The organism is Lawsonibacter sp. LCP25S3_E2 (assembly GCF_052117285.1).
Lineage (GTDB): Bacteria > Bacillota > Clostridia > Oscillospirales > Oscillospiraceae > Lawsonibacter.
This window is the reverse complement of sequence record NZ_JBQKJL010000006.1, coordinates 1-24,444: the sequence shown is the minus strand read 5'-3', so window position 1 is coordinate 24,444 and position 24,444 is coordinate 1. Positions and strand designations below refer to the sequence as shown.

Annotated in this window: 24 protein-coding genes; 1 reads left to right on the top strand and 23 read right to left on the bottom strand. The window is 55.5% G+C overall.

Annotation, left to right across the window (positions count from 1 at the left end):
- Positions 1–7: 7 nt before the first annotated feature.
- The 8 genes from mobP3 to ACTQ3R_RS06915 form a co-directional block, all read right to left on the bottom strand.
- On the bottom strand, positions 8–1,432 hold the full coding sequence (gene mobP3 / locus ACTQ3R_RS06950) for a MobP3 family relaxase (RefSeq protein WP_441778530.1): 1,425 nt from the start codon (positions 1,430–1,432) through the stop codon (positions 8–10).
- A 3-nt stretch (positions 1,433–1,435) separates the two neighbouring features.
- Positions 1,436–1,840 (bottom strand): hypothetical protein, encoded by a 405-nt coding sequence (locus ACTQ3R_RS06945; RefSeq protein WP_441778531.1) that lies wholly within the window; start codon positions 1,838–1,840, stop codon positions 1,436–1,438.
- A gap of 367 nt (positions 1,841–2,207) precedes the next feature.
- Positions 2,208–2,495, bottom strand: a complete 288-nt coding sequence (locus tag ACTQ3R_RS06940; protein ID WP_441778532.1) for a DUF6103 family protein — start codon at positions 2,493–2,495, stop codon at positions 2,208–2,210.
- 12 nt (positions 2,496–2,507) lie between these two features.
- Positions 2,508–2,873 (bottom strand): DUF3846 domain-containing protein, encoded by a 366-nt coding sequence (locus tag ACTQ3R_RS06935; protein ID WP_441778533.1) that lies wholly within the window; start codon positions 2,871–2,873, stop codon positions 2,508–2,510.
- Positions 2,874–2,889: 16 nt separating this feature from the next.
- A complete protein-coding gene (locus ACTQ3R_RS06930; protein WP_441778534.1) occupies positions 2,890–3,966 on the bottom strand; it encodes a M23 family metallopeptidase in 1,077 nt (358 codons plus the stop codon).
- A complete protein-coding gene (locus ACTQ3R_RS06925) occupies positions 3,966–5,795 on the bottom strand; it encodes a VirB4 family type IV secretion system protein (protein WP_441778535.1) in 1,830 nt (609 codons plus the stop codon). Before ACTQ3R_RS06925 ends, ACTQ3R_RS06930 begins: the two co-directional genes overlap by 1 nt.
- The gene (locus ACTQ3R_RS06920) at positions 5,788–6,372 is read right to left on the bottom strand and encodes a hypothetical protein (protein WP_441778536.1); all 585 of its coding nucleotides are present in this window, start codon (positions 6,370–6,372) and stop codon (positions 5,788–5,790) included. The genes ACTQ3R_RS06925 and ACTQ3R_RS06920 overlap by 8 nt, the downstream gene beginning before the upstream one ends.
- Positions 6,369–6,632: a hypothetical protein gene (locus ACTQ3R_RS06915; protein WP_441778537.1), complete on the bottom strand. Its 264-nt coding sequence runs from the start codon at positions 6,630–6,632 to the stop codon at positions 6,369–6,371. Before ACTQ3R_RS06915 ends, ACTQ3R_RS06920 begins: the two co-directional genes overlap by 4 nt.
- A gap of 337 nt (positions 6,633–6,969) precedes the next feature.
- Here ACTQ3R_RS06915 and ACTQ3R_RS06910 point away from each other — a divergent pair, with 337 nt between their 5' ends.
- The gene (locus ACTQ3R_RS06910; RefSeq protein WP_441778538.1) at positions 6,970–8,313 is read left to right on the top strand and encodes a hemolysin family protein; all 1,344 of its coding nucleotides are present in this window, start codon (positions 6,970–6,972) and stop codon (positions 8,311–8,313) included.
- 87 nt (positions 8,314–8,400) lie between these two features.
- Here the strand turns inward: ACTQ3R_RS06910 and ACTQ3R_RS06905 are convergent, their stop codons facing one another.
- From ACTQ3R_RS06905 to ACTQ3R_RS06835, 15 genes are all read right to left on the bottom strand, one after another.
- Positions 8,401–8,673: a hypothetical protein gene (locus ACTQ3R_RS06905; protein WP_441778539.1), complete on the bottom strand. Its 273-nt coding sequence runs from the start codon at positions 8,671–8,673 to the stop codon at positions 8,401–8,403.
- A gap of 4 nt (positions 8,674–8,677) precedes the next feature.
- Positions 8,678–8,989 carry a hypothetical protein gene (locus ACTQ3R_RS06900; protein WP_441778540.1) on the bottom strand — a complete coding sequence of 104 codons (312 nt, stop codon included), beginning with the start codon at positions 8,987–8,989 and terminating at the stop codon, positions 8,678–8,680.
- A gap of 116 nt (positions 8,990–9,105) precedes the next feature.
- Positions 9,106–9,999 carry a conjugal transfer protein TrbL family protein gene (locus ACTQ3R_RS06895; RefSeq protein WP_441778541.1) on the bottom strand — a complete coding sequence of 298 codons (894 nt, stop codon included), beginning with the start codon at positions 9,997–9,999 and terminating at the stop codon, positions 9,106–9,108.
- 39 nt (positions 10,000–10,038) lie between these two features.
- Positions 10,039–10,377 (bottom strand): DUF3852 domain-containing protein, encoded by a 339-nt coding sequence (locus tag ACTQ3R_RS06890; protein ID WP_441778542.1) that lies wholly within the window; start codon positions 10,375–10,377, stop codon positions 10,039–10,041.
- 55 nt (positions 10,378–10,432) lie between these two features.
- Positions 10,433–15,739: a SpaA isopeptide-forming pilin-related protein gene (locus tag ACTQ3R_RS06885; RefSeq protein ID WP_441778543.1), complete on the bottom strand. Its 5,307-nt coding sequence runs from the start codon at positions 15,737–15,739 to the stop codon at positions 10,433–10,435.
- Positions 15,740–15,804: 65 nt separating this feature from the next.
- Positions 15,805–16,605, bottom strand: a complete 801-nt coding sequence (locus ACTQ3R_RS06880) for a class D sortase (protein WP_441778544.1) — start codon at positions 16,603–16,605, stop codon at positions 15,805–15,807.
- Positions 16,602–17,525 carry a cell wall anchor protein gene (locus ACTQ3R_RS06875; RefSeq protein WP_441778545.1) on the bottom strand — a complete coding sequence of 308 codons (924 nt, stop codon included), beginning with the start codon at positions 17,523–17,525 and terminating at the stop codon, positions 16,602–16,604. Before ACTQ3R_RS06875 ends, ACTQ3R_RS06880 begins: the two co-directional genes overlap by 4 nt.
- On the bottom strand, positions 17,522–18,178 hold the full coding sequence (locus ACTQ3R_RS06870; protein WP_441778546.1) for a hypothetical protein: 657 nt from the start codon (positions 18,176–18,178) through the stop codon (positions 17,522–17,524). Before ACTQ3R_RS06870 ends, ACTQ3R_RS06875 begins: the two co-directional genes overlap by 4 nt.
- A 14-nt stretch (positions 18,179–18,192) precedes the next feature.
- Positions 18,193–18,588 carry a hypothetical protein gene (locus ACTQ3R_RS06865; protein ID WP_441778547.1) on the bottom strand — a complete coding sequence of 132 codons (396 nt, stop codon included), beginning with the start codon at positions 18,586–18,588 and terminating at the stop codon, positions 18,193–18,195.
- A 6-nt stretch (positions 18,589–18,594) separates the two neighbouring features.
- Positions 18,595–19,635, bottom strand: coding sequence for a DNA adenine methylase (locus tag ACTQ3R_RS06860; protein ID WP_441778548.1), 1,041 nt, complete (start codon positions 19,633–19,635; stop codon positions 18,595–18,597).
- A gap of 129 nt (positions 19,636–19,764) precedes the next feature.
- Complete coding sequence (locus tag ACTQ3R_RS06855) at positions 19,765–20,793, bottom strand: hypothetical protein (protein ID WP_441778549.1); 1,029 nt, start codon at positions 20,791–20,793, stop codon at positions 19,765–19,767.
- Positions 20,790–21,002: a hypothetical protein gene (locus tag ACTQ3R_RS06850; RefSeq protein ID WP_441778550.1), complete on the bottom strand. Its 213-nt coding sequence runs from the start codon at positions 21,000–21,002 to the stop codon at positions 20,790–20,792. The genes ACTQ3R_RS06855 and ACTQ3R_RS06850 overlap by 4 nt, the downstream gene beginning before the upstream one ends.
- Positions 20,995–21,978 (bottom strand): DUF4314 domain-containing protein, encoded by a 984-nt coding sequence (locus ACTQ3R_RS06845; protein ID WP_441778551.1) that lies wholly within the window; start codon positions 21,976–21,978, stop codon positions 20,995–20,997. The genes ACTQ3R_RS06850 and ACTQ3R_RS06845 overlap by 8 nt, the downstream gene beginning before the upstream one ends.
- A gap of 10 nt (positions 21,979–21,988) precedes the next feature.
- Positions 21,989–23,026, bottom strand: a complete 1,038-nt coding sequence (locus tag ACTQ3R_RS06840) for a hypothetical protein (RefSeq protein WP_441778552.1) — start codon at positions 23,024–23,026, stop codon at positions 21,989–21,991.
- Positions 23,027–23,683: 657 nt separating this feature from the next.
- Positions 23,684–24,253: a hypothetical protein gene (locus ACTQ3R_RS06835; protein ID WP_441778553.1), complete on the bottom strand. Its 570-nt coding sequence runs from the start codon at positions 24,251–24,253 to the stop codon at positions 23,684–23,686.
- Positions 24,254–24,444: the final 191 nt, after the last annotated feature.

Below are 24,444 nucleotides of genomic sequence, written 5' to 3'. Positions count from 1 at the left end.
CTCCTTCTTACATCGTCTGTTGGATCTCCGGATTTTCGTGGTCATCCATCTTGTGTCCCATGGCCAGCCGCTTGGTTTGCAGCTTTTTGCGGCGCTTGCTCTCCACCCGGACCCCCATGGGATTAGCTGGGGCCGGGGAATTGTCCCGGAACACCTGCCCCATGTGGTGGAGCAGATTGAGTACCGCCCCGGCCACTGCCGGGTTAGGGACACGACGGACGTCTGAGGTGCTCCTTGTCTTGACGCTTTCCTGGAATGAATCACTCTCCGTTGCCTCTTCCATTTCCACTTCTTCCTGGGGTTCCGGTTCGCTTGTTTGCTGCGGGGCCTGCTCCAGCTCCTGCCGCAGCCGCTCCGCCTCCTGCACGATGACATTTTTGATGGTGCGAAACTCCTTCTGCTCTGAGAGGGGGCGGCGTTCTCTCGGCCTGTCCTTGTAGTACCGCTCCAGTTCATCCCGCAATCCGTTCCAGACCCCGTAGCACCTTTCCACATCCGGCTGCTTTGCCAGCTCGTTCACCACACTGTCCACCATTTCTTTCACTTGCTTTGGCAGATAGCCGTACTGCTTTTTTCCGGTGACGGAGCCCAGCGCGTGAGCGAGCTCTTCCAGTTTGTGGGTCAGCACGGGGTCCGCTGTGTCCGCGTTTTCCATGCGGTCAATGTATTCCGCCATAGCGGTGCGCGCCTTCGTCACCAGCTGTCGGTAGGCTAGATCCTTTTTCTCATAGAGCTCATGCATCTCATCCTGAAATATGGTGTTGGTGAGAACGGAGCGCACGGCGTAGATGCCATCTTTGGTGAGGAAGCCCTTCTTTGGGTCCGCGGACCAGACCATCATGTGGATGTGGGGATGGTGTCCCTCATCGTGGAACGCGGCGCACCAGCGAAACTGATCCGCCGGGATCTTCATGGCCTGGGCCAGCTTTGTCTGGTGCTGCCGCAGGAGGGTGCGCCACCGCTCCGCGTTGTCATAACCGAGCGCGGCGGCGTCCTCCCTGCGCAGAGAGCAGATGACCGTCCAGACCGGTCCCTGGTGCTGTTCCACCTCCGCCATGGTATCCGGCAGAGATACATCCTCCCGGTCGCTGAACAGACCGTGGTCACCACGCCGTTCCACTCTGGGACGGGTGGCGATGTATTGAAGATAGACGCTGCCCTCCTCCATGGTGTGGACATTGGCATCCAGCGCCATAGTGAGGAAGGCTGAGGCGTTGGAGAAGGTGGGATTGGCACGGTAGTCCTCATACTCGAATAGCTCCCGGCTGTCCGGGTAGTCCCGGAGCACATCACATATGAGTTCCTTCTGCCTGGTGGTAGCGGGACCTCTGCCGTGGAGCTTTTCCACCCCCTCTCGGGTGGCGATATATCTGGCGTAGCCTCCAGCGCCGCCGGAGCGGATGTAGCCGCACTTCTGGACCAGCCTGGGCATGGCTTACAGCTCCTTCTGGAATTTCAGGATATCCTTGAAGCTGATCTGACCGTGGGTACGCATTACATCCTGGACACACCGGGCCCGCAGCTTTTCCAGCGTGGGCAGGTCGATGTCCGTATCATAGGCGATGATGTGCATGAGCATGGACACCTCCACGGACAGCTTGAACAGCAGTCGTCCCATCCGGTCTCCCAGTGCGGTGAAGGATCCTTCCATCACAGCGGACAGCGTGTGGGGCAGATAGTCACCATCGTGTTCCGATTCCAGGTAGCCGCAGTAGAACCGGATAGCCTTTTCGATGAACTCATTCTGGGTAGAACAGTTGTCCCGCTTGTAGTGATACCGCACCATATCCCAGGCAGCTGGGTTCACCCAAACGGTGTGCCGATCTCGCTCCGTTTTCATATTCAAATCCCTCCAATCTGGAAACAGCGTTTTTTTGATCGCCTGCGGCTCTAAGGGAAACTCCTGTTTTTTCAAGAAAAAGCATCATTCCCACCCTGCGGCAGCTCAAAAAGCGTCAAACAAAACTTCCTGAAACTGCCCGCACTGCGGGCAGAAGTGAGAGACCCGACGCAAGAAAGCGTCGGGTCTTTCTGCCTGCTTTTTTTCCTCCCCGGCCCTGCGCCTCGTCGTCGCAAGCGCCGCCCCCGCATTTCCGGCAAAAGCGGCCCAAACAAGCCCTCGAAGCCTCCTTGGGGCTGTGACCCGTCCACGCCCTGAAACCGGGCACACAGGGCTGCACAGGGGCGCACTCAGGGGAGACCGGCGCTCACAGGGCCGGCTCATCCTGCGCTTGCGCTTCCTCCATCGGTCCATGTCCGGCCGCAGTCGGCGCACTGCTTTTAACAGGACGCCGGGGCTTCGGCCGCGCCGCAGACGGCTTACACTTGTGATCCAGATAGGCGCGGGTGTCCGCCGGCACATATTTTTCATACAGCTCATCCAGCCCACGCTGGAGTTCTTTTTCCGGGGTGCTCTTTTCCTGTTCCGATAAAAAATACCGGAGCGCATCCAGGCGTTCCGGCTCCATCGTTACCTTCAGTTCGATCTTGTCCATGCTGTCCTCCTGTTACATCGAGAAGAACTCAATACACATCGTTTTCTCCACCTCGCCAGGCTGAATCGACTCCGGCTGAGCAAACATCTGACCGAAACGTTCCAGCTGCTCCTGTGTGAGGGAGCAGAAATCGCCTTCTCGGTTGTCGCCGGCCAGGAAAAATGTACCGGCAATGATGTCCCCGCCGACCCGGCGGTTCCCCTCCAGCCCCATGAGCTTGCCCTCCTCATTGCAGACCAGGCAGATGTCATCCAGGTAGACCACCTCAATGTATCCCCCTACCATCTCCTGCATGGCTTTCAGCGTGTTTGGGATGGTAACCTCCTCCGGGGGCTTGCCTGGCTCCACTTTTAATACCGTCATCTCGTTTTCTTTCATAGTGTATTCCTCCTTGTCAGTTTGTGGGCAAATAGGATCTTGGGTTGACGCGCTGGCCGTTGACACGCACCTCAAAGTGCAGATGGGGACCGGTAGACCTGCCGGTGGAACCGGACAGGGATACCATGTCCCCCGCCTCCACGGTATCGCCCGCCTTGACCAAGAGCTTGGAATTGTGGGCGTACAAGGTCACCATCCCGTTGCCGTGATCGATCTTCACATAGTAGCCATAGCCGCCGGCGTTATAGGTTGCAGTGGTAACCACTCCAGGCAGTGCCGCACGGACCGGCGTGCCCGTAGGCACAGCAATATCAATTCCGGTGTGCCCGCTGGATTGACCGGTAAATGGGTCACTGCGGTAACCAAACTCAGAGGTGACTCGACTCTCCCAGCCGGAACCTACCGGTGAGCAGAACCCGTCCGCGCCAATGAACGGCACCTCCGCACCGGGGATCCATCCGTCTGTACCAGTGAACGCTCCGTAGCGGATCAGATTATAGATGCTATCGGCGTTGCTCCGCTGTTCTTCCGTGACCGTCACACCTAAGGTGGTTTGGATGTTCGACCACACCGTTTTCATGTCCGCGATGGGAATCGCCACGGTATAAATCTCTTCCCGTTCCACTTCATTGCCGCTGCCATCCGTTTGGGTTATGGTCCGGGTGTGCTCCTCATAGGTCACAAAGCAGTCCGCAAACTGTTGGTGCGCCCTGCCGCTTGGCGAGTCGGTGCCGAAGTACAGAGCATAAAAAATCGCCTTGACTCTTATGGAATCAAGGCTGTCTCCCTCTTCTGTCATGGAATTGATTTCTGTGATGTACTCGTCCAGCAGCCCAAAGCTTGCCTGCATATCAGCAATGTACACCCTGTACTCCTCCGGCAAATCGGACGGTAGTGTACCTCCATAGAAGCACAGCTCCAGAATGCTGCTATTGTGGTCAGCTGAGCCACCCAAAATGGAACAGAGCACAGCAGCCAGCAGAATGACGGGAGACAGGATGACCGCCAGCACCCATCCCGCAGTCCTGCGCGTCCTTTCGTCGGACAGGATGGCGGAGGCGGCTTTTGCGATCGCGGCAGCGGGGATCGTCATCAGCGACCACCTGCCGTTCCGAACAGTTCCGCCTTGTGCCTGGGCGCGATGACCCGGAGCAGGTAACGCTCCTTGCCGCATTTGTAGAGGCAGTTTCCCTGCCGGACCTGGCACACCAGCTCGTACTCAAAGGGTTCCAGCTGCAGGTTATCCATATAGAACCGCCCGTCCACAGACCCTGGGTTGAACAGAAACTGATGGGTGGGAATGGCAAACAGGGGGCGTGTCAGCTCCCGGACTCCCGGTTGGTCGAAATCCTCCAGATTCTGAGAGGCCAGGATCAGCGAGGACTCCTTCTTCCGCACCCGCTTCAGGCAGTTGCGTATGTAGGTTACCGCCGTTGGATTGCTGAGCCACAGGTACAGCTCGTCGATAGCCGCCACGGTATTTCCGGCAGTCAGCAGCTGATCGGACAGATAGGACAGGATAGTAAAGAGCAGCGTGTCCCGCAGGTTCTTGGCAACATTATCAAGCCCCTTCATACAGAACACCAGAAAGCGCCCGGAGGAGATATTTGTGGGGCCGTTGAAGAACCGGGCGTCGGTGCCTTTGCACATGGAATGAAGCCCCAGCAGAAGGTCCCGCAGCATCTCCGGCGGATAGAGTTTCAAATCCTCCTCGCGCTCATAATTTTGGTACGCCTCCTCTATAATGTCGTAGAGATCGGACAGGACAGGATAGTCCGCTGGGCGAAGGTTGGAGAAGTCCGTCTGTTCGCTGATCCCCCACTTGTGGTAGAGCCGCTCCACCATCAGTTCCAGCGTATCAATTTGGGGTGTGTCAAAATCCTTGTACACACGGAATAGATCCCGCAGGAAGGAGATGTGCTGGGCCAGGAGTGTCCCGTGAAACGCTGCGGGCGCCTCCGGGTCATTGGGAGCACTTCCATCGTCCCAGCGCCTGGGCTCCAAAAGGTTAATGCGGTACTGGCCGCTGAGAAAATCCAAAAAGCAGCCGCCCAGTTTTCCGCACAGCTCCTCCATCTCATGCTCCGAGTCCAGAGAGAGGACCGACTTCCCCGACAGGGCCACATTGCATAGCAGGAGTTTCAGCAGGTAGCTCTTGCCCTGCCCGGAGTTTCCCAGGATGATGGCGTTGCCGTTGGTCTTGTCCGGCGCTCTCCGGTCCAGGTCCAGGATGATGTTGGTGCCGTACTTGTCTCTGCCGATGAAAAAGCCTTTTGGGTCCGTTTTGCCGGAGTAGCTGATGGGATAGAGATTAGCCGCGCTGGAGGCAGGAAGCACACGCTCGGCAAAGGAACCGAAGGCGTTTCGGCCCGCCGGATTGACAGACAGGAAGCCTTCCCGCTGGCGCAGGAGCAGTGGGTCGGCCGCCAGCTTCTCCCGAATGAGGACGGCATTGACGGCGCTGCGCATGGAGCGCAGCTGATCCAGGCTGCCCGCCGTCAGCTCCAGGAACACGGAGCAATGGACCAGGGGCTCCTGCTCCCGGCGCTGGTTATGGATGAGGGTGACCACATCCTGGAGCTTCGCTCCGGCGGTGACGCTCTGCTTCATGTTGCTCACATTGCTCTGCTCCATCCGGCTCTTGTTGGTAGCCGCGTGGAGGATGGCATTCTCCTCTGCCGCTGTGACGGTTCGTGCCGTCAGGTGCAGGGTAACCCCCTCCATTTCCCCCAGCCGCCGCAGGAGGGCCAGCTCCTCCGTGGCAGGCGGATAGGTCCGCAGAGCCATGACCGTGCGGTAGGTTCCGCCCAAAATGTAATGGTCTGTATTGAACTTCACCGCAGCCGGCGCGATCAGGTCCAGGAACTCCTTGGGTCTGCCCGGAACCTCAATTTTCTTTTTGGGTTTCTTTTTCTTATCCATGCCGGGTCACCGCCCTTTCTCCATCCACATTCTCAGCCTCTTCCGACAACATCTCCTGGCGGTAGTAGACAGACAGCAGCCGCTTCACATCCGGTTCCTCCGCCAGGCGCAGAGAGATTCCGAAGCCGGCGAGGCTTTTTTCCCTCTGCCGCAGGCCGCTTTCATCCGCCGCGGATTTTTCATCCAGCCGCTCAATAAGAACAAATTCCCGCGCCGTAGCAGCGGAGGACTGAACGGAGTCCAGATGGCTTAAATCCTGCCGCAGCAGCTCCCGCAGGGCCGGATTGGTTTCTTCCTCCAGCCGCATACGGTAAAACTCCCGATTCTGCTGAAAGGTCTCCTGGGAGTCCAGGGCCAGCAGCTCCGTGTCCGGGTTCGCCTTGAGCAGAGCGGTGAACGCCCGCACCCGCTGGCCAATGGCCTCCAGGGATAGGACAGAGAGGTTTTCCGGCGCGATGAGAAAGAAAACCAGTTCCTCACCGCCCACCGTCACGCCGTGGGGCGTCAATCGCCGGATTCCCATGAGCTGACGGGTGGTCTGTCGCTGCTTTAACATCTGTTTCTGTTTTCGATTCATTCCTCCAACCCCCATTTGTAAAATTGCTGCCGCAGGAACAAGAAGTTCGCCATGCGCAGCAGAAAATCCAATATACTGGAGCCGTCCATCTGGATGACCAGGAATGCATAGAGCACCGTGATCACCAGCGGGGCCATACCCAGGCCCTGAACCAGCGCCAGAACAGAGAGAATAAAAGCCACGCCGATGATCCCGATGTCCCGCAGCTGCCACAGCCAGAGCATGGGCTTTGCTTTTAAGTTTTCCGGGTAGATAAACATTCCATCGCCTCCTGAAACAAGTCTTGTGTTCTGTTTACAAACATGCAAAATCGCAACCGGAATTCCAAATCTGAACACAATCTATATACGAATTTGCGCCTTTTCGGTTGACGGTTTTCCTTCCCTTTGGTAAGATATGAGCCAATATGAGGAGAAAGGAGAAGGTGATCGCTAGTATGGACGACGGTGACAGTAACACCCCCGCCCAGCCCCCCTTATGCCGCAGCAAACAGAAACAACATTGGAGTGGACATAGCCTGCGTCTGCGTGAGTAGCGTGACAGGCTGTGTCTTTTTGCGTCTTTTTGCAGTTTTGAATCCATAAGGAGGAGCTTACATTGGAACAGTCTATTTGGTTTATGATTTTATTGCAGGTATTTTTGATTGCCCTGAACGCCGTCTTTGCCAGCGCGGAAATTGCGGTCATTTCCATCAACGACGCCAAGCTGGCCCAGCTGGCCGCGGAAGGAGATAAGCGCGCCCTGCGCCTGGCCCGCTTGACCAGCCAGCCGGCCCGGTTTCTTGCCACCATCCAGGTTGCCATTACCCTGTCCGGCTTTTTGGGCAGCGCCTTTGCGGCGGAGAACTTTTCCGACGGCCTGGTGAGCTGGCTGGTCAGCCTGGGCGTAGGGGTCCCCGCCGCCACCCTGGACGCCATCGCGGTAGTCATCATTACCCTGATTTTGTCTTACTTTACCCTGATCTTCGGCGAGCTGGTGCCCAAGCGGGTGGCCATGCGCAAGGCGGAATCCCTGGCCCTGGGCATCTCCGGCCTCATTTCCACCATCGCCACGCTCTTTGCCCCCATCGTATGGTTTTTGACCATTTCCACCAACGCCGTCCTCCGCCTGCTGGGCATTGACCCCAACGCCGAGGAGGAGACCGTCAGCGAGGAAGAAATCCGTATGATGGTAGATGTGGGAACCCAAAAGGGCACCATTGACCACGAGGAAAAGCAGTTTATCCAGAATGTCTTTGAGTTTGACGATCTGACTGCGGGGGAGATTGCCACTCACCGCACGGATCTCACCATCTTGTGGCTGGAAGAGAGCATGGAGGAGTGGGCTAATACCATTCATAACAGCCGCCACACCCGCTACCCGGTGTGCGGAAAATCCGCTGACGATGTGGTGGGCATTCTCAACGCGGAGGACTACTTCCGGCTGGAAGATCAAAGCCGGGCCTCGATCATGGAGCGGGCCGTAGAGCCGGTCTACTTTGTCCCGGAAAGCGTGAAGGCCGACGTGCTGTTTCGCAACATGAAGGGCGGCCGCCATCTCCTGGCCGTGGTGCTGGACGAATACGGCGGCATGACTGGCATCGTCACCATCAACGACTTGGTGGAGCAACTGGTGGGCGACCTGGGCGATGAGGGACTGTGCAGCCAGCCCCTCCCCCTCATAGAGGCGCTGGACGCCTCCACCTGGAAAATCCGGGGGGAAGCGCCCTTGGACGAAGTGGCCCAGGCTCTGGGAATCTCCCTGCCCTGCGACAAATTTGACACCTTCAACGGCCTGGTGTTCGGCGCCCTGGCCGTCATCCCCCTGGACGGCGACACGGTGGAGGTGGAAACCTGCGGCCTTGCCATCCATGTGACCTCTATCCGCGGCCACCAGGTGGAAAGCGCGCTGGTGCACCTGAAAGAAGTCCCCCAAACAGAACCCGCCGAAACTTTGTCATAATCCAAAGCGTATGCCCCCGCTGTACCGCAGCGGGGGCTTTTTCCTTCACTGGTGGGCGTCTGACTGGGTGTCATCTGCCAGCGCCCGCTAGATACAGTCCAGGAAGAAGGCGTTTTGCTTGATGTTGTGTTTCTCCAGATAAGCCTTAAACTGCTCGAACAGCTCCGTGGGTACCTGGAAGGCTACCGTCCGTTTGTCTGTCATACTCATGCTCACTCCTCTCTCATTTTCATAGAATTGTGTCAGCAGCCAGGTCATGTACTGGCCCAGAGTCCTACCGGAGCTCTCCTGCCCCTCCCGCACCCTGGCATGGAGTGATGCGGGGATGGGCGCGCAGAGATGTTTCATCCGTTCTTCCATATGCCTATGCCTCCTCTCCCAGTTCATCCTGACGGCCGCTACGCTGCGCCTCCTCCTGCTCGAAGGAGTATAGGCCATCTGTTTCCAGTTCTCGCGCAATTCCCCAGGCCAGCTTGAACCCGGCCATAAAGCTGGCCACAGAGGTTTCTTCTCGCAGCAGATTTTGGGTATCCACCAGATGCATCAAGGTCCGCCGCTGTTTCCGGTCCAGGCAGTCCCGCACCTTCTGGCGGGTGTTCTCAATGTCTCCCTCCATTTCTCTGAAATCCGGCTCCCGGCAGAACCGCTGGTGCAGGGCTTTCATATAGTCGTTCATAGCTCCACCTCCTGCTGGTCTATGTAATTGCAAAGCAAACATACCCGAACGCAGAAGGAAAAGCCATTCACAAAAGGCAACAAAAAGAAGGCGCAAAGACAAGCAGAACCCACAAGCTATCGGATTACCGCCGTTACAATGGTCCGGGTGGTGTTCACCGCTGCCTGGGCCGTATACACCGCGGACATGATGTTGGCTCTGGTGGTGGTATCCAGGCCAAAGGTTCCGGCGATTCGGGGTACTTCTCCCGCCGAGAGCATAAGGCCCAGGCCAAGAAGCGCGTTTTCACGAAACACCATCAGCCCCGCCACCAGAATGGTGGCCTGGAGAAAGGCGGTCAGGCACAGACCGATGACCTGCTTCATCCACTGGACAAATCCATCTGTATATCCTCTGGGAATGGAAAACATATAGAGGCTGCCCACGGAGATCTGAATAAGCAGGATTCCCCCACGCTTGAGATTGGCGAAGAATACCTTAATGACAGCGTAGGCCATCAGAATGATACAAAAGAGCAGCATAAGGGGATTGGTCCCGATCCCCCAACGGCCTGAAGCGGCAATTTCTGTCAAGGAAGTGGATTCCATGTTCTCCAGAATCGCCGCGCCAAGATCTCCAATCCCGGACCCCGCCCCGGTAATCCCAGCGGAAAAGGTGCCCTGGAGGCTCACCGCCAGCGTATACAGCCGCAGCGGAACCGTAGTAAACAGGTTGACCGCCAAAAAGCCTTTGAGTGCGTCCATTGCCGCCTGCGGAATGTTTCCGCCCCGTCCGGAGGCGTACTCAATACCGCATTCAAATCCCGACACCACCAGGCTCACTCCATATAGGGCCCAGCCCAGGCGCGAGAAAAACAACACCACCATCTGTAGCCACTCCAGCTCAAACAGCTCCACCCCCATGTTTCCCATCTGGGCAAAAAAGGCCCCCAGGAAGCCCACGATCTGGCTATAAAACCAGTCCAACAGGGCATCCATAATGGGATTGGCCACAAAGTCCCAAATAAACATTGCCCATCACCACCTCATTTCACGGTTTGCTTTCTGCATTTAAATGCCCACAATGCTCCAAATGTAATTGGGCGCCAGGAGGACGAAGATGAGGCAGACAAACAGGATGGCAGGCCCTGTCCACTCAAACTGTCCGTGCTTGCGATATTCAAAATAGGTCAAGGTAAGCTTGACGAAGAAGGCGACTCCCACAATCATGCTCAGGGCGGGAAAGACCACATTGTCTACTACGGTCTTGATCTGTCCGGCGGCGTCTTCCCAGGTCTGTTCCACCGCTCCCGCCACATCGCCGTCCGCCGCAAACGCGGGGACCGCGCAAATCAAGATCAGCAGAAGGAGCATAACCATAGGCCGCAGATACCGTTTTACCTGTTTCATCGATTACACCTCCATAAAGCTGGGGCCGTCCTTGTTGGACGGCCCCGTGTCGTATTTAATATCCGGTTTTGGGAAGGGGTTCAGAGGGCTTATAGACCCTGGTGACCCACCGGCTGGTGGCCATGATCCACTGGCCATTCTGGGAACCCAAACCAGACGATCCCGTCTGGTTTGGGAGAGGAGAGGCAGCGGAGTGATCAAGCCCCGTCGCAAGTGACGGGGCGAGAGATACGAAGCTTGTCTCGACGATGCCGCCAATGTCTGCCTGGTTGACAAACTGGGCTCCTCCAGTGAGCCAGGGTACCACATTGCAGTAGACCCTTGGCGCTTCCACCTGCCGGAAGTTAGCGGGTACCACACCGAAGGACACCATGAACTGGGTGACATACTCATTGGATGCCAAACCAAGCGCGGTGGGCGAGGCATCCAGGGTGTAGCTCTGCATGGTGCTCAGGTTATCATACATAGTGCGCCAGGTCCCACCACTCAGGTTCGTCTGGTAGACAACCTTATAATTTCCGGCCACATTGTAGGTTCCGGTGATGATCTGATCCAGCCGCACCGCCTGGGTAGGCAGGGTGTCCCGCCAGTAGAAGGAGGTCAGGCTGGTGGTGGAGTTGTTGCCGATGCCAGAAAAATCATAGCGAATCTGCTGTCCAGGCATGACCTCCACATATCCTGTTTTCTTAATGCTGACATTGGTATAGAGGCTCTTGTTGGTCATGGCCGTCTTGACGATCTGGCCGGCGAATTCAATCTCCACCTCGATGGGGGTCTTGTCCAGACCGTAGAACTCCGCCGCCTGGGATTCCACGATCTTGTACCGGCCCAGAGGCAGAGGCTTGGACACCGCCACACCATTTTTGTCCGTCTTGATGGTATCCACCAGCTTGCCGGTCCGATAGTGGTAGATCTCAAAGACGGTATTGGGAATGGGCGTACCGGCGGGCCAGCCGTTTATGGAGTTATAGTCCGCCGAGGTCTTTGTGATCTGGATCTGTCCGGTGATGGGGATATTCTCCCACTCCACCTCGGTAGTCTCGCTGGGCTTCACATAGGCCGTTTTCTTCTGGGTGTCCGGGATGTACCCCTCATTCTCCAGCTCCCGCAGGTAGTAGCGGCCCGCCTCCAGATCTTCCATGTAGACATAGCCCCGGTCATCACTGGTGTACTGGCCGATGGGGGTGTTGCCGCTGTCATAGAGAAGGAAGGTAACCCCGTAGATCCCTTCCCCGGTGGTGCTGTCCGTCTTATGAATCAGGATGCCGGAGCGTGCCTGATTGGTGATGGTCAGCTTGCTGGTCTTGCCGTCCTTTACCTGGAAGTAATAGGGGGTATCGTCCAGCTTATAGCCCTCCGGGGCCTCAATTTCCACGGCGTAGTAAGCCCCATCCTCCAGAGGCAAGAACACCCGGCCATTCCGGTCGGTGGTCACAGTATCCACCAGTGCGTCATCTATTTTGCGGATCTCAAAAGTGGCGTTGGCCAGCCGCTCCCTTTTGTCCGCCTCGTCCACCTTGATGATCTCCACGCCGCCCACGGGGTCGTTGTAGAATGTCAACTCCTGGGTGTCGTTGGGGTTGATCACCACCGTCTGGGTACGGGTCTCCTCGTGGATGGTGTAGCCTTCGATGGTCCTGGTTTCCGTCACTACGATGGTGCCGGTCAACCCGGACAGGATGATCTGGCCGTTGGCGTCAGTGGTATAAAGGCCCTTGCTGGACATGGTACCGCCCTCAGCGTCCACATAGGAGCCGTCCGAGTAGGTCAGCTCAAACTCCACGCCCTCCAGGGGAGCCTTGGTGACAGAATCCAGCTTATTGATGATAAGGTTACCCTTCGGTTGATTCCGGAACTCCAGGGTGACCGTCTGTCCGGCCTTGATTTTGGCGGTCTGCGGCGTATCATCCAGCAGGTAGCCGTCCTTAGCCCTCGTTTCCTTGACAACCAAGGTCGTGCCTGGTTCCATACCTTCCACCAGGAATGTACCGGTACTGTCCGTGACAAATTTGCCATTAGCGTCGCCTACCACCGTGCCGTCGCTGGTGGTCACCATAAACTCCACATCGCCGATGGGCTTACCGTTGGCAGCGTCTACCTTTTTCACCAGAAGTGCTCCCTTAGGGCTGTTGCCAAAGTAGAGCTGGACCACATCCTGCTCCTTGCCGGAAATATAGGCGGTCTGCGGTGCTGTGTCGATCACATGGCCGCTGTCGCTGGCCAGCTCCTCCACGATGTAGGTGCCCGCCTCCAGGCCGGTGACGGTGAAACAGCCGTTTACACCGGTTTGATAAGTCCCGATGACCGTTCCGCCGCTGCCGGAGGTACCGCCCAGATACTTCACCTGGAACACAGCGCCCTCCACCGTCTCGCCGGTGACGGAATCATACTTCCACACCACCAGGGCGCTGAGGGGCGTATTTTCAAAGGTCAGCACCTTGGACTCGCCGCCTTTAATGTAGACCTCCTGGGTATCCGGATCTTTGATGGCGTAGCCCGCCGCGGGTTCCAGCTCCGTCACCTTGTACCAGCCGTCCCGGATGGCGTCAATGGTAAACTGGCCGTTCTCGTCCGAGTAGAAGAACCCCAGGTCGTTGAGCTCCCCCGAAGCGGTACTGTTTGAGGCGTACCACACCTGGAACTTTGCCCCCTCGATGCGCTCACCCGTAACGCTGTCCACCTTATGGACCGTCAGGTTGGGCTTCTTGTGATTCTCAAAGTAGACGGTATGGTCACGGTTGGGATAGAGAGTCACCAGCTGGCTGGGGGCGTCCTTGAGGTAAGGGGCGGGGACCGATTTCTCAGTAATCTCATAGACGCCGGGCAACAGATTCTTCAGCTCCGCCTTACCGCTGGAGTCGGTCTTGATCTCATCCACACTGTGTCCGTCCGCTGCCTCCACCAGAAAAACAGTATTGGGCACAGGTTCGCCCGTGTCTGCATCATGCTTGTAGACGATCAGATTGGGCCGCTTCTGGTTTTCCATGACCAGGGTACTGGTCTTGCCGGGAAACAGCTCCACATGGTACTCTCTAAGATCCAGAATGTGATCCGCGGTCGTGGCGGTTTCCTTTACCGAATAGACCCCAGGCTCCAAATCGGAAATGAGAATCTCGCCCTGGGCGTTGGTGGTGCGGTCCAGATAGTGACTGCCATCCTCAATCTTTGCAATTCGGAAGGTAACCCCGGACAATCGAGAGCCGTCTGAACTCAGTTTTACAATCTGGATGGACGGTTTGATGGTATTGGTAAAGACAAACTGGGCATCCTCATTCGGGTCAAGCTGAATAATCCGCTGACTCTGATCGATGATATAACCGGGGCATTCCAGTTCCGTCACTACATAAGCACCCACAGGCAGCTTGGAGAGGTCGATTTCCCCGTTCTCATCCGTAATAAATTCTTCAGGGCCAAAGCTTCCGTCCACTGCCTTGATTTCAAACTTGGCGTTGGCAATGGGTTTGCTCAGGTCGGCAGAGTCCACTTTGATGAGATGAATACCCGGTTTTCGGTCGTTGAAGAAAACCAGCTGCTTGATCCCGTCCCCAGCGTGGAGCTCCACCTGCTGGGGCGTGGTATCCACGATGTGCTCGTCATCACTGGCAACTTCCTTCACCAGATAGGTGCCGGGCTGCTGATCTACCAGAACGATCTCACCCAGAGCGTCAGTCTGATAGGTACCCAGCAGTTCTCCATCCTTCCAGATCTCAAAGCTCACATCGGGCATTGCCTTCAAAGTGGTGCGGTCATACTTCACAATGCGCAGGCCTGGCAATTCCTTGTTGGTAAAGGTCACCGTGGAAGTTTCCCCGGTGGTCACAGATACGGTCTGAACGGTGTCCGTCTCCGCGATCCAGCCGGGGATACCGGCAGTCTCCCGGACTTCGTAGCCACCGGGCTTGAGGTCGGTAAACTCAACCACGCCAGCCTGACTGGTCTGACCGGACTGGGTAGCGCCAGACTGGATATGCTTGATCTGAATGGTAACCCCCTCCAGAGGCTCACCGGTATTACTGTACTTTTCCACCCGCAGATTCCCGTAGGGTTCGTTGGCAAAGGTCACGATACTGGTTTTCCCATGTACCACCTGAACATGCTTGGTGGATTCCTCGTCCAGAAGGTGCCATTCCGGCGGCACCGTCTCCTCGACGGTATAATGGCCGGTAAGGGTGACCGGGATGGACACGGTCCCGTCAGCTCCGGTGGAGAAGTGTCCCAGCGTGGAGCCGTCCGGGTTGGTCACCTTGAAAGCGGCGCCCTCCAGGGGAGTTTCCGTTCCTGCTTCCAGCTTCACGATCTTCAGAACCGTCTTCCCAGACTCAGGCTCCTCGGGATCGCCGGGAGCGGTTGGGTCAGAAGAGAAGCTGCTGATGGCGGAGCCCTCCATGGCGATCTGGGGATCGGTATCCAGCATATAGTCCTGAATGTTGCCGTACTTGTCCTTTTCCAGGGAGACGGCGTAATAGATGGCATAGTTGGACACCACCGTCTCCATGTCCAGCTTCACATTGCCGCTCTGACCCTCCACAGAGCTGGCCGGATATAAAATCTTGATTTTCTCCTGATAGCCGTCAGGGCCTCCGGTGTCCACCGTCACCCGGTCGATCTCCCGGTTATTCATGTCAACGATCTTTGTCCCGCTGGGTACTTCTCCGGATAGGGAGAGTTTTACCGTCTCATAGGGCCAGGTCTCCGAGGTAATGGTAAAGATCTGCTGGAGATAGTCCTCTCCGCCAATGGTGGCCGGATAGGCGGTGGATCTGTCCGCCGTGGCGATCAGCTTGGGTGAGACCAGCTTATCCCAGGCCATGCCCCGGGTGTAGATCTGCTTTGTTGCCTCCAGCACCCGCTCTGCAGCCTCCCGATCCGCCCCAGAGAGGGCGGGGTTGATCCCCAGGCGGTTGATGGACCAGCTGCCGCTGAGGATGTAGCACCAGAGAGCGGTCTTGGTGGCGTAGTAGGCCTCCTCTACACTTTGAAGTCCCAGCTGTGCCAGAGACCAGTGGGGATAGCCGTTGGCGATGATCCCGCATACCTTCGGGTCGCTCACCGTCTCGTTGGAGCTATACTTGATGGGCGTTCCCTCAGATACCGTCTCCGGTACGCCATAGAGCCGGGGGTCCACACAGTAGGCCGGGATCTCCTTGGCTTCTCCTGTGATGACGCTGGTGTAATTGTAGTAGATGTATTTCTGGTTCTGGACCTTGCCGTTGGAGGTCAGGTAGACGATGTCCTTATCCTTGGAGTAGATGTCTACCTCGGCCATGGCTTCATCCAGGGTAGGGGCCGCGAAAGCGGTGGTTGGAATCAGTCCGCAGATCGTCAGCAGGGCCAGAAACATGGATAACATTCGTTTTTTCATAAGCACCTCCAAAAAATCAGGCAGCCTCCGTTGGGAGACCGCCATGGCATTAGGAACAATTTATGTTACGCGGCAACCGCCTGAACACACCAGCGGTAGGCACTCTGATTTATCACACAGGTATACAGTACGATCCGATTCTCACCAGTAGGCGTCATGGCGCTGCGGTCCGTTTCGCTGACTTTACTGACCGAGGTGACTTCATAGGTGCGGGTACCCAGCTTGGTGGTCAGGGTGATCTGATCCCCGATCTCCAGCGTATGAATTTTTCCGAAATGGTTGTTGACGCCCCGGTTGTGGCCAGCCAGGGCAACAATGCCATCCCAAATGCTGGTGTCCGTGAAATGGCCAGCCCCCTTGGACAGGGGGCCACTCCCCGTGCCCTGATAAATCTTCACGCTCAGGCCGATGGCAGGAATCTTCAGTGTTCCCAGATATCCGCCGGAGTAGTAGAGGTCATCGGTTACATAGGTATAACCGCCGGAGGTACTGGATCCTCCAGAACTTCCGGAGCTGGTATTGCCTGTGTTTTCACTAGACGCGGGCGGGAATACGATGGGCATATTACCGCCGGAGATGGTGCCAACTGCCATGCTGCCGGGGGCCAAATTTGGGGTGAGATAGGTACCAGTCCCCAGGGTATCTGCGCTGGGACTGCCAAAGGAAGGCGGGATGAGGACAGCATTTTTGCTCACATCCTCATTCTTCATGGCTCCGCCATCTGCCGTGTGAACCACCTCGATGGAGGTGGGCGTGCCGTAGTCGGGGTCTCCGGGGGCTTCAATCCTGTACTCTAATGCGCTGGCGGGCAGTGCCAGCGCCATGGACAAGCACAGTGTCAGACAGGTGGTAATGACTCTTTTCATTTGCTCTCCTCCTCTGAATTTTCATGGCGTCGCTTCATAAACAGTGCCACACCGGTTCCTGCTCCCACCAGGGCCACAAACCCAACGGGAATAGCGATGGCCAGCCAATTAAACTGAGCGGGAGCAGTATCTTCATCCACCACCGACAAAACCGGCTCCAGAGGTGTTCCTTCGAAAATCGCCACATAGCGCACCTTGTTGAGCGCAATGCGGCTGACGGTTCCGGTATAGTTCGCAGTCACCGTATATCCTTTCACATAGCTGCTGGTTGCCGTGCCGGTATAGGTGGCAACCGCGGTAAAACGGTCGCCTACAGCATATCCATCCATGTTTGCGGTATTGTCTATCTGCCAATTAACCGTTTGAAGCGTCAGGGTTCGGCCATCCTCTTCGATGGTCTTGGGGATGTACTGGGTATCCTGGCCTGCCAGATTGGGATAGGACCTGGTGGCAGACACCTCCTTGGTGGAACTGCCGTAACCGGCCACTTCAACCCGGACAGTAGACAGGTCCAGACTCAGGATTCCGGTCAGGCCGTCATCCGTGACAAATTCCTTTTCCGCCGGCAGCAGAGCCAGCACAGACTCCATATCCTTATTTTTGCTGGGTAAGGAGACCGTTTCGGTATGCTGCCGGCTCTCGTTCTCGGGGATCTCCTGCTTGAGCAGGTCGGTCAGGGTATAGTGGAATCCATCCTGCTCAAAATCAGAGCGGGGGATCCCCGCCGGGTCATCCTCCTGCCCCAGGTCGTAGATCTTTGTCAGCTCTGTGCCGTCCTCGCTGCGGCTGATAGAAGTGGGGTAACATACCTGGGCCGCAGCAGCCGCACTTCCCAGATCTGCGGCCAGTGCCGCAGGGCACAGCACCATTGTCAGTGTCAGTGCCAACACACAAAGGGTCAATACTCGTTTTCTCTTCATTTCGTTTCTCCTCCTGATTTTGATGTATTTTGGTTAAGCCGTTCCAGCGTGCGGCGAACCAACAGGTCATATTCCCAGGGCTCCACTTCCAGAGAAACAAAAGCGCCGCCCTCCGTCAGCCCATCCGCCTTTATCTTGAGAATCAGCGGATGCTTCGAAGCGCGGCATCTCCATTCTTTCAGAGGAATCCACCCGGTACCGGCGTTGTAAACCAGCCTGATTGCGGAATCGATCTCCCGACTCATATCCAGCCAGAGGTATTTATCCTTTAACCGGGACGACAGGTTGTCCGACTTAGGAATCGGCACAATCGCGTCAGGCCGAAGCATATACCTGAGCCGCAGAGCAGTGGTACAGGTCTGCGCTGCGGCTTTTGCCTCATCTACATCAGCCCAAAGCGGAAATTGCTTATAGTCCGAGGCCAGGATATCTTCCCCTTCTCTGTCATATTCGAAGAGCGAAACACACCGGGCAATCTCCAGCTCATGAACACCATCCGTCATTCCCATGGATTTCTCCTGCGTGGCCGGCAGACTCATGTAATGGGTCAGTGCGTCATCCAAAGACAGGAAATGAGACAAGCGCCATCCGGTCACACCCTTGGGATCATATCCCAGTCGAAGATCATCCACGGTATAATAGGTCACGTTCATAGCTTCTCTCCTTTCTAACATCTGAATGCCGTCTGGGGCATGCCTTCTTGTTCTTCATCCTCTTGCAACAGCAGCAGCCGCAGTCCGTCCGGGTCTGCGCCATTGGCCAGCAAATCATTCAGAACAACCTCATCCAGTTCATCCAAACAATCGTGAGTTTCCTCCAGCGTGCTGGCTGCCTCCTTGCTGGCATCCACCATCTGCTCCATAAGAAAATCCGCTGCCTCGTTGAGATGTGCGATGGTCTCCATCGCCTTTCGCGGGGACACTTTGTCCCGGCACAGCAGGATGCACCCACCAGGCGTATAAAGCACCAGCTTCTCGGCACTGGCCAGCCCCGCGGTCTGCATCGCCGCATAGGGAATTTTCTGACTTTTATTGCTGGGATCTCGATACAAAATAAATTTCATGTTCCGTTACCTCCTAATTTTTTGTGGTATGTTGATCAGAATCAGACCGCCCATCTGTGTCGGTTCCGAGTCAAACAGGCCGAGTTGTTTATGCAGGTAGGGCCTTGGATCATAGTTGGTGATGATCAGTTCTCCGTACTTTGCGCCCTTTTTATGGGCGAGAGAATTGCTGCGTTTGAATGCCAGAATGTAAAAATCCCGGTAGAGCTTCCGGATAAACGGGCAGTCATTATAGGAGAGCACCACATACCCACGGCAGGCACAGGCTTTCTGCCACAGCCGCACGTGGAGCTTGCGCCGGAACCGCATACGGTACAGTTTTTCCGCTTTGAAGTACGGGGGGTCTCCGTAAAAAAGAGTGCTCTCATCGTTCTTTTCGGTCATGAGTTGGGTCGCACTTTTGTTCTCGATGACCACCTTCTGAAGACGTTTGCTTGCCTGCTCCATGAGATACAGAAACCGCACGATGGGCAGGCTGCGCTGGCCAAAGGAGGTTACCGTGCCGCTGAAGCTCCCCCGAATGCATTTGTAAAACATGGCCGCTCTTTGAACATCAAACATCTCGGCTCGCTTGTTAAGAATGGGACGCAGTTCTTCCGCCTGCTCTTCGGTAAAATACTCTGGATTTTCCAGCAACTCCTGCTCCAACTGGAGATGCCGATGATAAAGCTCCCACTGAATTTCTTCATGGGCCAGGAAATGCTGAAACAGCTCAAATACCGTGCGGGAGTGGATGGGCAAAAATTTCAGCTCCGCCATCAGCTCGACAAGACGGTCTCGCACGCAGAGAAACAGATTGGAAAGATCACTGTCCAAGTCGTTGTAGATGTCCAGGCGGCTGGCTTTGGGCTGCATACCCAGCAGCATGGAGCCGCCGCCGCCAAACAGCTCTACGTAGGTTTTGATCTCTGGCGGAAAAAGCTGAACAATATATGGAATCAGCTTTTCCTTTCCTCCTACCCAGGGGATAAACGGTCTAGCAATATTGATCACCTCCCATCGGCCCGGCTGGCTTTCCCTCGGCAGCGTGTGTGCAGATCGGTCCATAACGGGTCTTCTCGTTTTTGCTGCATAAAACGCCTCCTTTCCCGGGACATTTCCCGAAAAAGGGCATAAAAAAGAAGGGGTCGTTTTGTCCCTTTCGGAAAAACGGCCCCTTCTTCTCATCATAAATGATTACATTGTCATCTCCGGTTCCTGCTCAGGCTGGCTGTATTCGTAAATGATCTTTTGCTCATTCCTGGCTGCATAGCCATGGTCTGTTGTGGACAGGCCATATTTTGCCATGTGATGCTGGGCGTAGGCCACCGAATCAAAGCACCGGTTGAGCAGTGGATCCTGGCCAAGTACACCCTCCTTTCGGGCCAGGTCCATGCCATACTGTGCAAGATCAACCCCCCGTGGGATGAATTCATAGCAATGGAGATTTTGAGCAAGATCCAATGCCAAATCCAGATGGTGACAGTCTTCCAATTCCATGACACACTGCCATTTTTCCAACCAGTGGGGTTCCCCCTGGCCCTGTTCCGCCCAAACATAACCGAAGTCTATGGCGTGTCGAACCAATTCTCCTGCGGAGTCATATTGATTGAGAATGTCGGTGATCTGAGGTAGCGCGCAATCCACATCCACCGCCATACACTGATCCAGTGTTTCTGCTTGCAAGGCATCCAGCCCCAGAAGCAGCTCATCCGGGTGGGCGGTATCCATGTATTCGCCTGTGTCGGGGAATCCGATCCAGACACCCTCCATATTGTTCCTGCTTACCAGTTTGACCCGAATTGCATACTCCCCAGTGATGGGCAGCGGCACATTGGGATTTACCTCCGGCAAGGGACGATCAGGGTTCAGCCGCTCTACATAGTGGTTCTCTACAAAACTACCCAAACCTTTCTCCCGATAGGCTGCCCCAACTATTTCCGGGTCAAGGTAGCCCCGTGCCGCATGCGTGGGGGTGTGAATATGTTCCATGACGAATCGTCCCAGTAGCACATCGTCCTCTGCTCCATAGAGGAGTTGGTAGTGATCCAATCCCTGAAGAATTTGGATGGTCGTCTGAATATCCCTTGGTGATTCAATCTGCATGGCACCTCGGAAAAGCAGTTCTTCCTTTGCTGTCATGCTTTCCAACCGTTGTTCCAGCCAATCATGTTCCGATTTGCCCATCTTCATCCCCTCCAGAAAAGGGGCAAGGCGGTGTTTCATGAACTCATCACCTCCATCTGCGGCCCACAACGGGACTGCGAGTATTCCCGCCCACAGAAGTCCGATACTTCGGTATAGAGGGAGGCGCCGGTGTTCAGTTCCAGTTGAAGTGCATCCAGTTTTTCCTGTTCCATAGGCAGTTCTACCAACCGGTGAGCTGCACTGTCCATTTCCAAAGGACTTACATATGCGGTGAATCCTTTATTCAAGCGTCATTCCTCCCATCTCCTGGTTCTGATGTTCTTCATACCACCTGGGATCCGCACCAGGCACATCCCAACCGCACATGCTGCCAGTGAGCATCGCCTGTTCCTGAGCCGGTGTAATGCCCCGACGCTGGTTGTTATAGTCCGCCAGGTAGCGGTTCTGGTTCCTGTCTCCGGTACTCCAGTCGCTGGGGTAGTAGCCGCTCTCACCTTTTTTGATGCAGATAAGGGTTCCTTCTCCGGGAAGCACAGACCAGCATAGATCCGGCAGGTGGGTGAGAGAATCGGGGGAGAACTTTTCTTCCTCTGTCTGGATTGTCCAGTTGCTGGAGTTCCAGAGACTCACATAAAGTTCCCCCTCTTCCAAGTCGATGGCCCGCTGCTCAAATCCCTCGCCCCAACCGTCCGACGCTTGACCTGAAATGAAATCAGCCAGGGCCTCTTTTTCCTCCGGCAGAAGTTCACCCACTACCTTGCACTCCGCTACGCACCACAGCTGCCCATTGCGGCTTTCTGCGTCAAACACGATGGACTGAACTTTTTCATTCACCCCATCCTGTTTGTCATACCAGCGCATAAGGCCGCGGCTTTTTTCTTCCGGCACCTGGTTTTCTAGAAGCGCCTCGTGAATACACGACTGATAGTCTCGCAGATCACGGCCATTCAAATCGTTGCCGTACTCCTCCAGATCTCCCCAGCTGTCACGACCGTAAAGTTGAGCGGTGAGAGGCATATAGAACTTCAGCGTCTGAGGTTCTGGAAGCTGGACCTGAAACCGGTCCTCGCCGATGATGAGGGCGAGGCCGCTCCCGTTATCCCACTTCACATGGAATTGGCCTGCGTCATCGATATGTTCCAGAGTCCCCATACTGCCAGGGGACAGTGCGTAGGGATCGTCTTTCATTTCCGTCAATCGAATGCGAGACCCCTTGGGATATTGCTCCCGGAGAAAGTCCAGCCATTCTTTTTGTACTTGCATGTTGCACCTCCTACATGGTCATGCCCTGGTCTTGGGACATATCCTCCAACTCCTGATGGAGTTGTTCTACTGCCTCGAAAATCATTGGATCGTTCTTGAAGCTCTCCAGCTTCTGATAGTCCTCGAAAAATGTCTGCTCTCCGTCCACCATTCGGACAAAGTCGACTGTTGCGAAGTCATCCTTGGTGACACCAAGACGTTTCTCGGGATAGTCGCTGTTCTGATAGAGCTCGACCGCTTCGTCCAGGGTCAGATTACGGTGGAGCTGCTCCTGCGGGGTGTTACAATCAGTCATTACAAACCACGCATAGGAATGGGGGAGGGACGGGTCCGCCACATCTCGGAGGGCTTGCATTCCTTTCTCGGTAAGCCCATAGTTACATACTCTTTTGGGATTCTCTTCTCCCGCATAATTCAAGATGATGTCATCCACCGCCTTCCGGACCTGCGGATCATCTGTCAGGGTCTCGTACCTGAATCCGGTCGTATTGCGGAAGGAAAGTTCCTCTTTTATGGCCTGGAGATACTCCTGAGTGTCTGTAAATTCCTGCTTCGTCCCATCCGCATAGGTCACCCGCCCTACTATCTTGTTCTCTTGGGCCATTTCCTGCTGTCGCTTGTCATAGCAGTAGAGGTACCCTTGATAGTCCCCCAGGGTGGGATTGCAGCGCAGGCAGTAGCAATAATGTTCTGTTTCTGCAATATACCCATAATTTCGGCCATCCGCGGTAATGATCCCTCCGTTTTTATAGCAGTAGGAGCTCATGGAGGAGAGGTTTTTCAGCGGGCCTTCCGCACGAAGTGCATCCACGATCTCCTGCAGCTCTGCCTTGAATTCCGGCGTATTGAACCGATCCTCGTTATGAGGCCACCAGGTATGCCAGAATTCCCTGCCACCATGCCCGAAGTCCATCCGCACATGGCCCACCGTGCCAGCCTGAAGGTCTCGTTCCTCTTCCACCTGGGAATAGAAAAGGCCCGCCTCCTCAATGGAAGCGGGCCTAAACTGGACACCTGTTTCACATTTTCTTGTAGGGTTCTGTTTCATCGCGGTTCATCTCCTTTCTGCTTTGGTAAGTACACAGCATACCACGCTGTGGCAAAAATAGCTACTGCATTTCCATCACCCCCGCATATAAAATCGCTGACTGGTTGTAGATTTGAACTCAATTTGTGTCTTAATATCACAAGCATAGGGGCCGTCCGTTGGGCTCATGTGATTTCAGGAAATCTTGCCGCTTGGAACGGCCCCCATGGATTCTGATATCAAGACATAAAGCTGTCTCATGCTTGTCCGTACTCGACACTACTTCCCCGGACACGGGCGGCAGCGGGAACAGCGGTTGGCACCGCTTCATGGGTCTTTTACCCCCGGCAGGATCTCTGTCGGCCGCCCTCCTTGCGTGATCCCATAAAGGGGCTGGGACTGGACGGAAGTATCATTGTTGGTCTGACAGGGTCATGGCACAGCAGCTTGCCAAAGCTGCCCGCCGGAGATGTATGTGCGCTCGCCGCCTTCTTGGGCCGTCTCTTTATGGAGTTTTGCTCCACAGGCGGGTCCTGGCGCATCTCCGACACTGCTTTCCCTTTTGGGGCCTGTCATCTAATGTATTCTCGCTGGCCGGATATAACCATCTTGTGATGGTATTTATCAAGGAGCAGACAGGCTTAATCGCCTTCCACTCCTCTACTGCACAAAATGGCCTTAAAACGAAACACCTTCAAAAAAATTTTTTAAAAAATTTTCAAACTGCCTCTTATATTTCCGCGCCGTCTGGGGAGAAACCTTGTATTTCCACACAAGTGCCGGAACACAGTCTCTCTTTTCCCCCATTAAATACAGCTCTAAAAGGTACGGCCCCCATATTCTCCAGTCCGCCAACGCTTTCTGAAGTTCTTCTATATGGAGACGATTCAGAATTTTTTCTTCTTCGTTACCCTCGGTCAGCATGACATCCTGGAAGGAAAGATCGCTCTGCTGATCCCTCAAATAGGCATCCAGGGGAAATATCTGGACTTTCTTGCCGCACTCGCGGTTTCGCTTGGCTACCATTCTTTCTCGGTTCCATTGCCGGTACTCCTCCTGCGATGTTTCGATTACCATGCAGTCCAAAACTCCCACATCTCGAAAACAATCCGTGATAAAGTATCTGCGCTTTTCCGGGGAAAGCGCAGGGTTTTTCTGGACAATCTGCCTCCACTGATCTTGAGAGACCTGCTCCAACCTCATGCTGCCGTCAGTCTGCTCCATATTTGCTAAGTATGTAATCTTCATCGGTATTACCTCCAAAAGCTAAAAATTCAATGAGTTTTTAGCTTTTGGAGGGTGGAGAACGACAAGTACCCGCCCGTTTCTGCAAATTCCGGCCGAACGGCGTAGCCATTCCGAAATGAGCGGAGTGCCCATTCCAACATAAACGGCGTGGTCGTTCCGAAGTGAACGGAGCGCCCATTCCGATGTAAGCG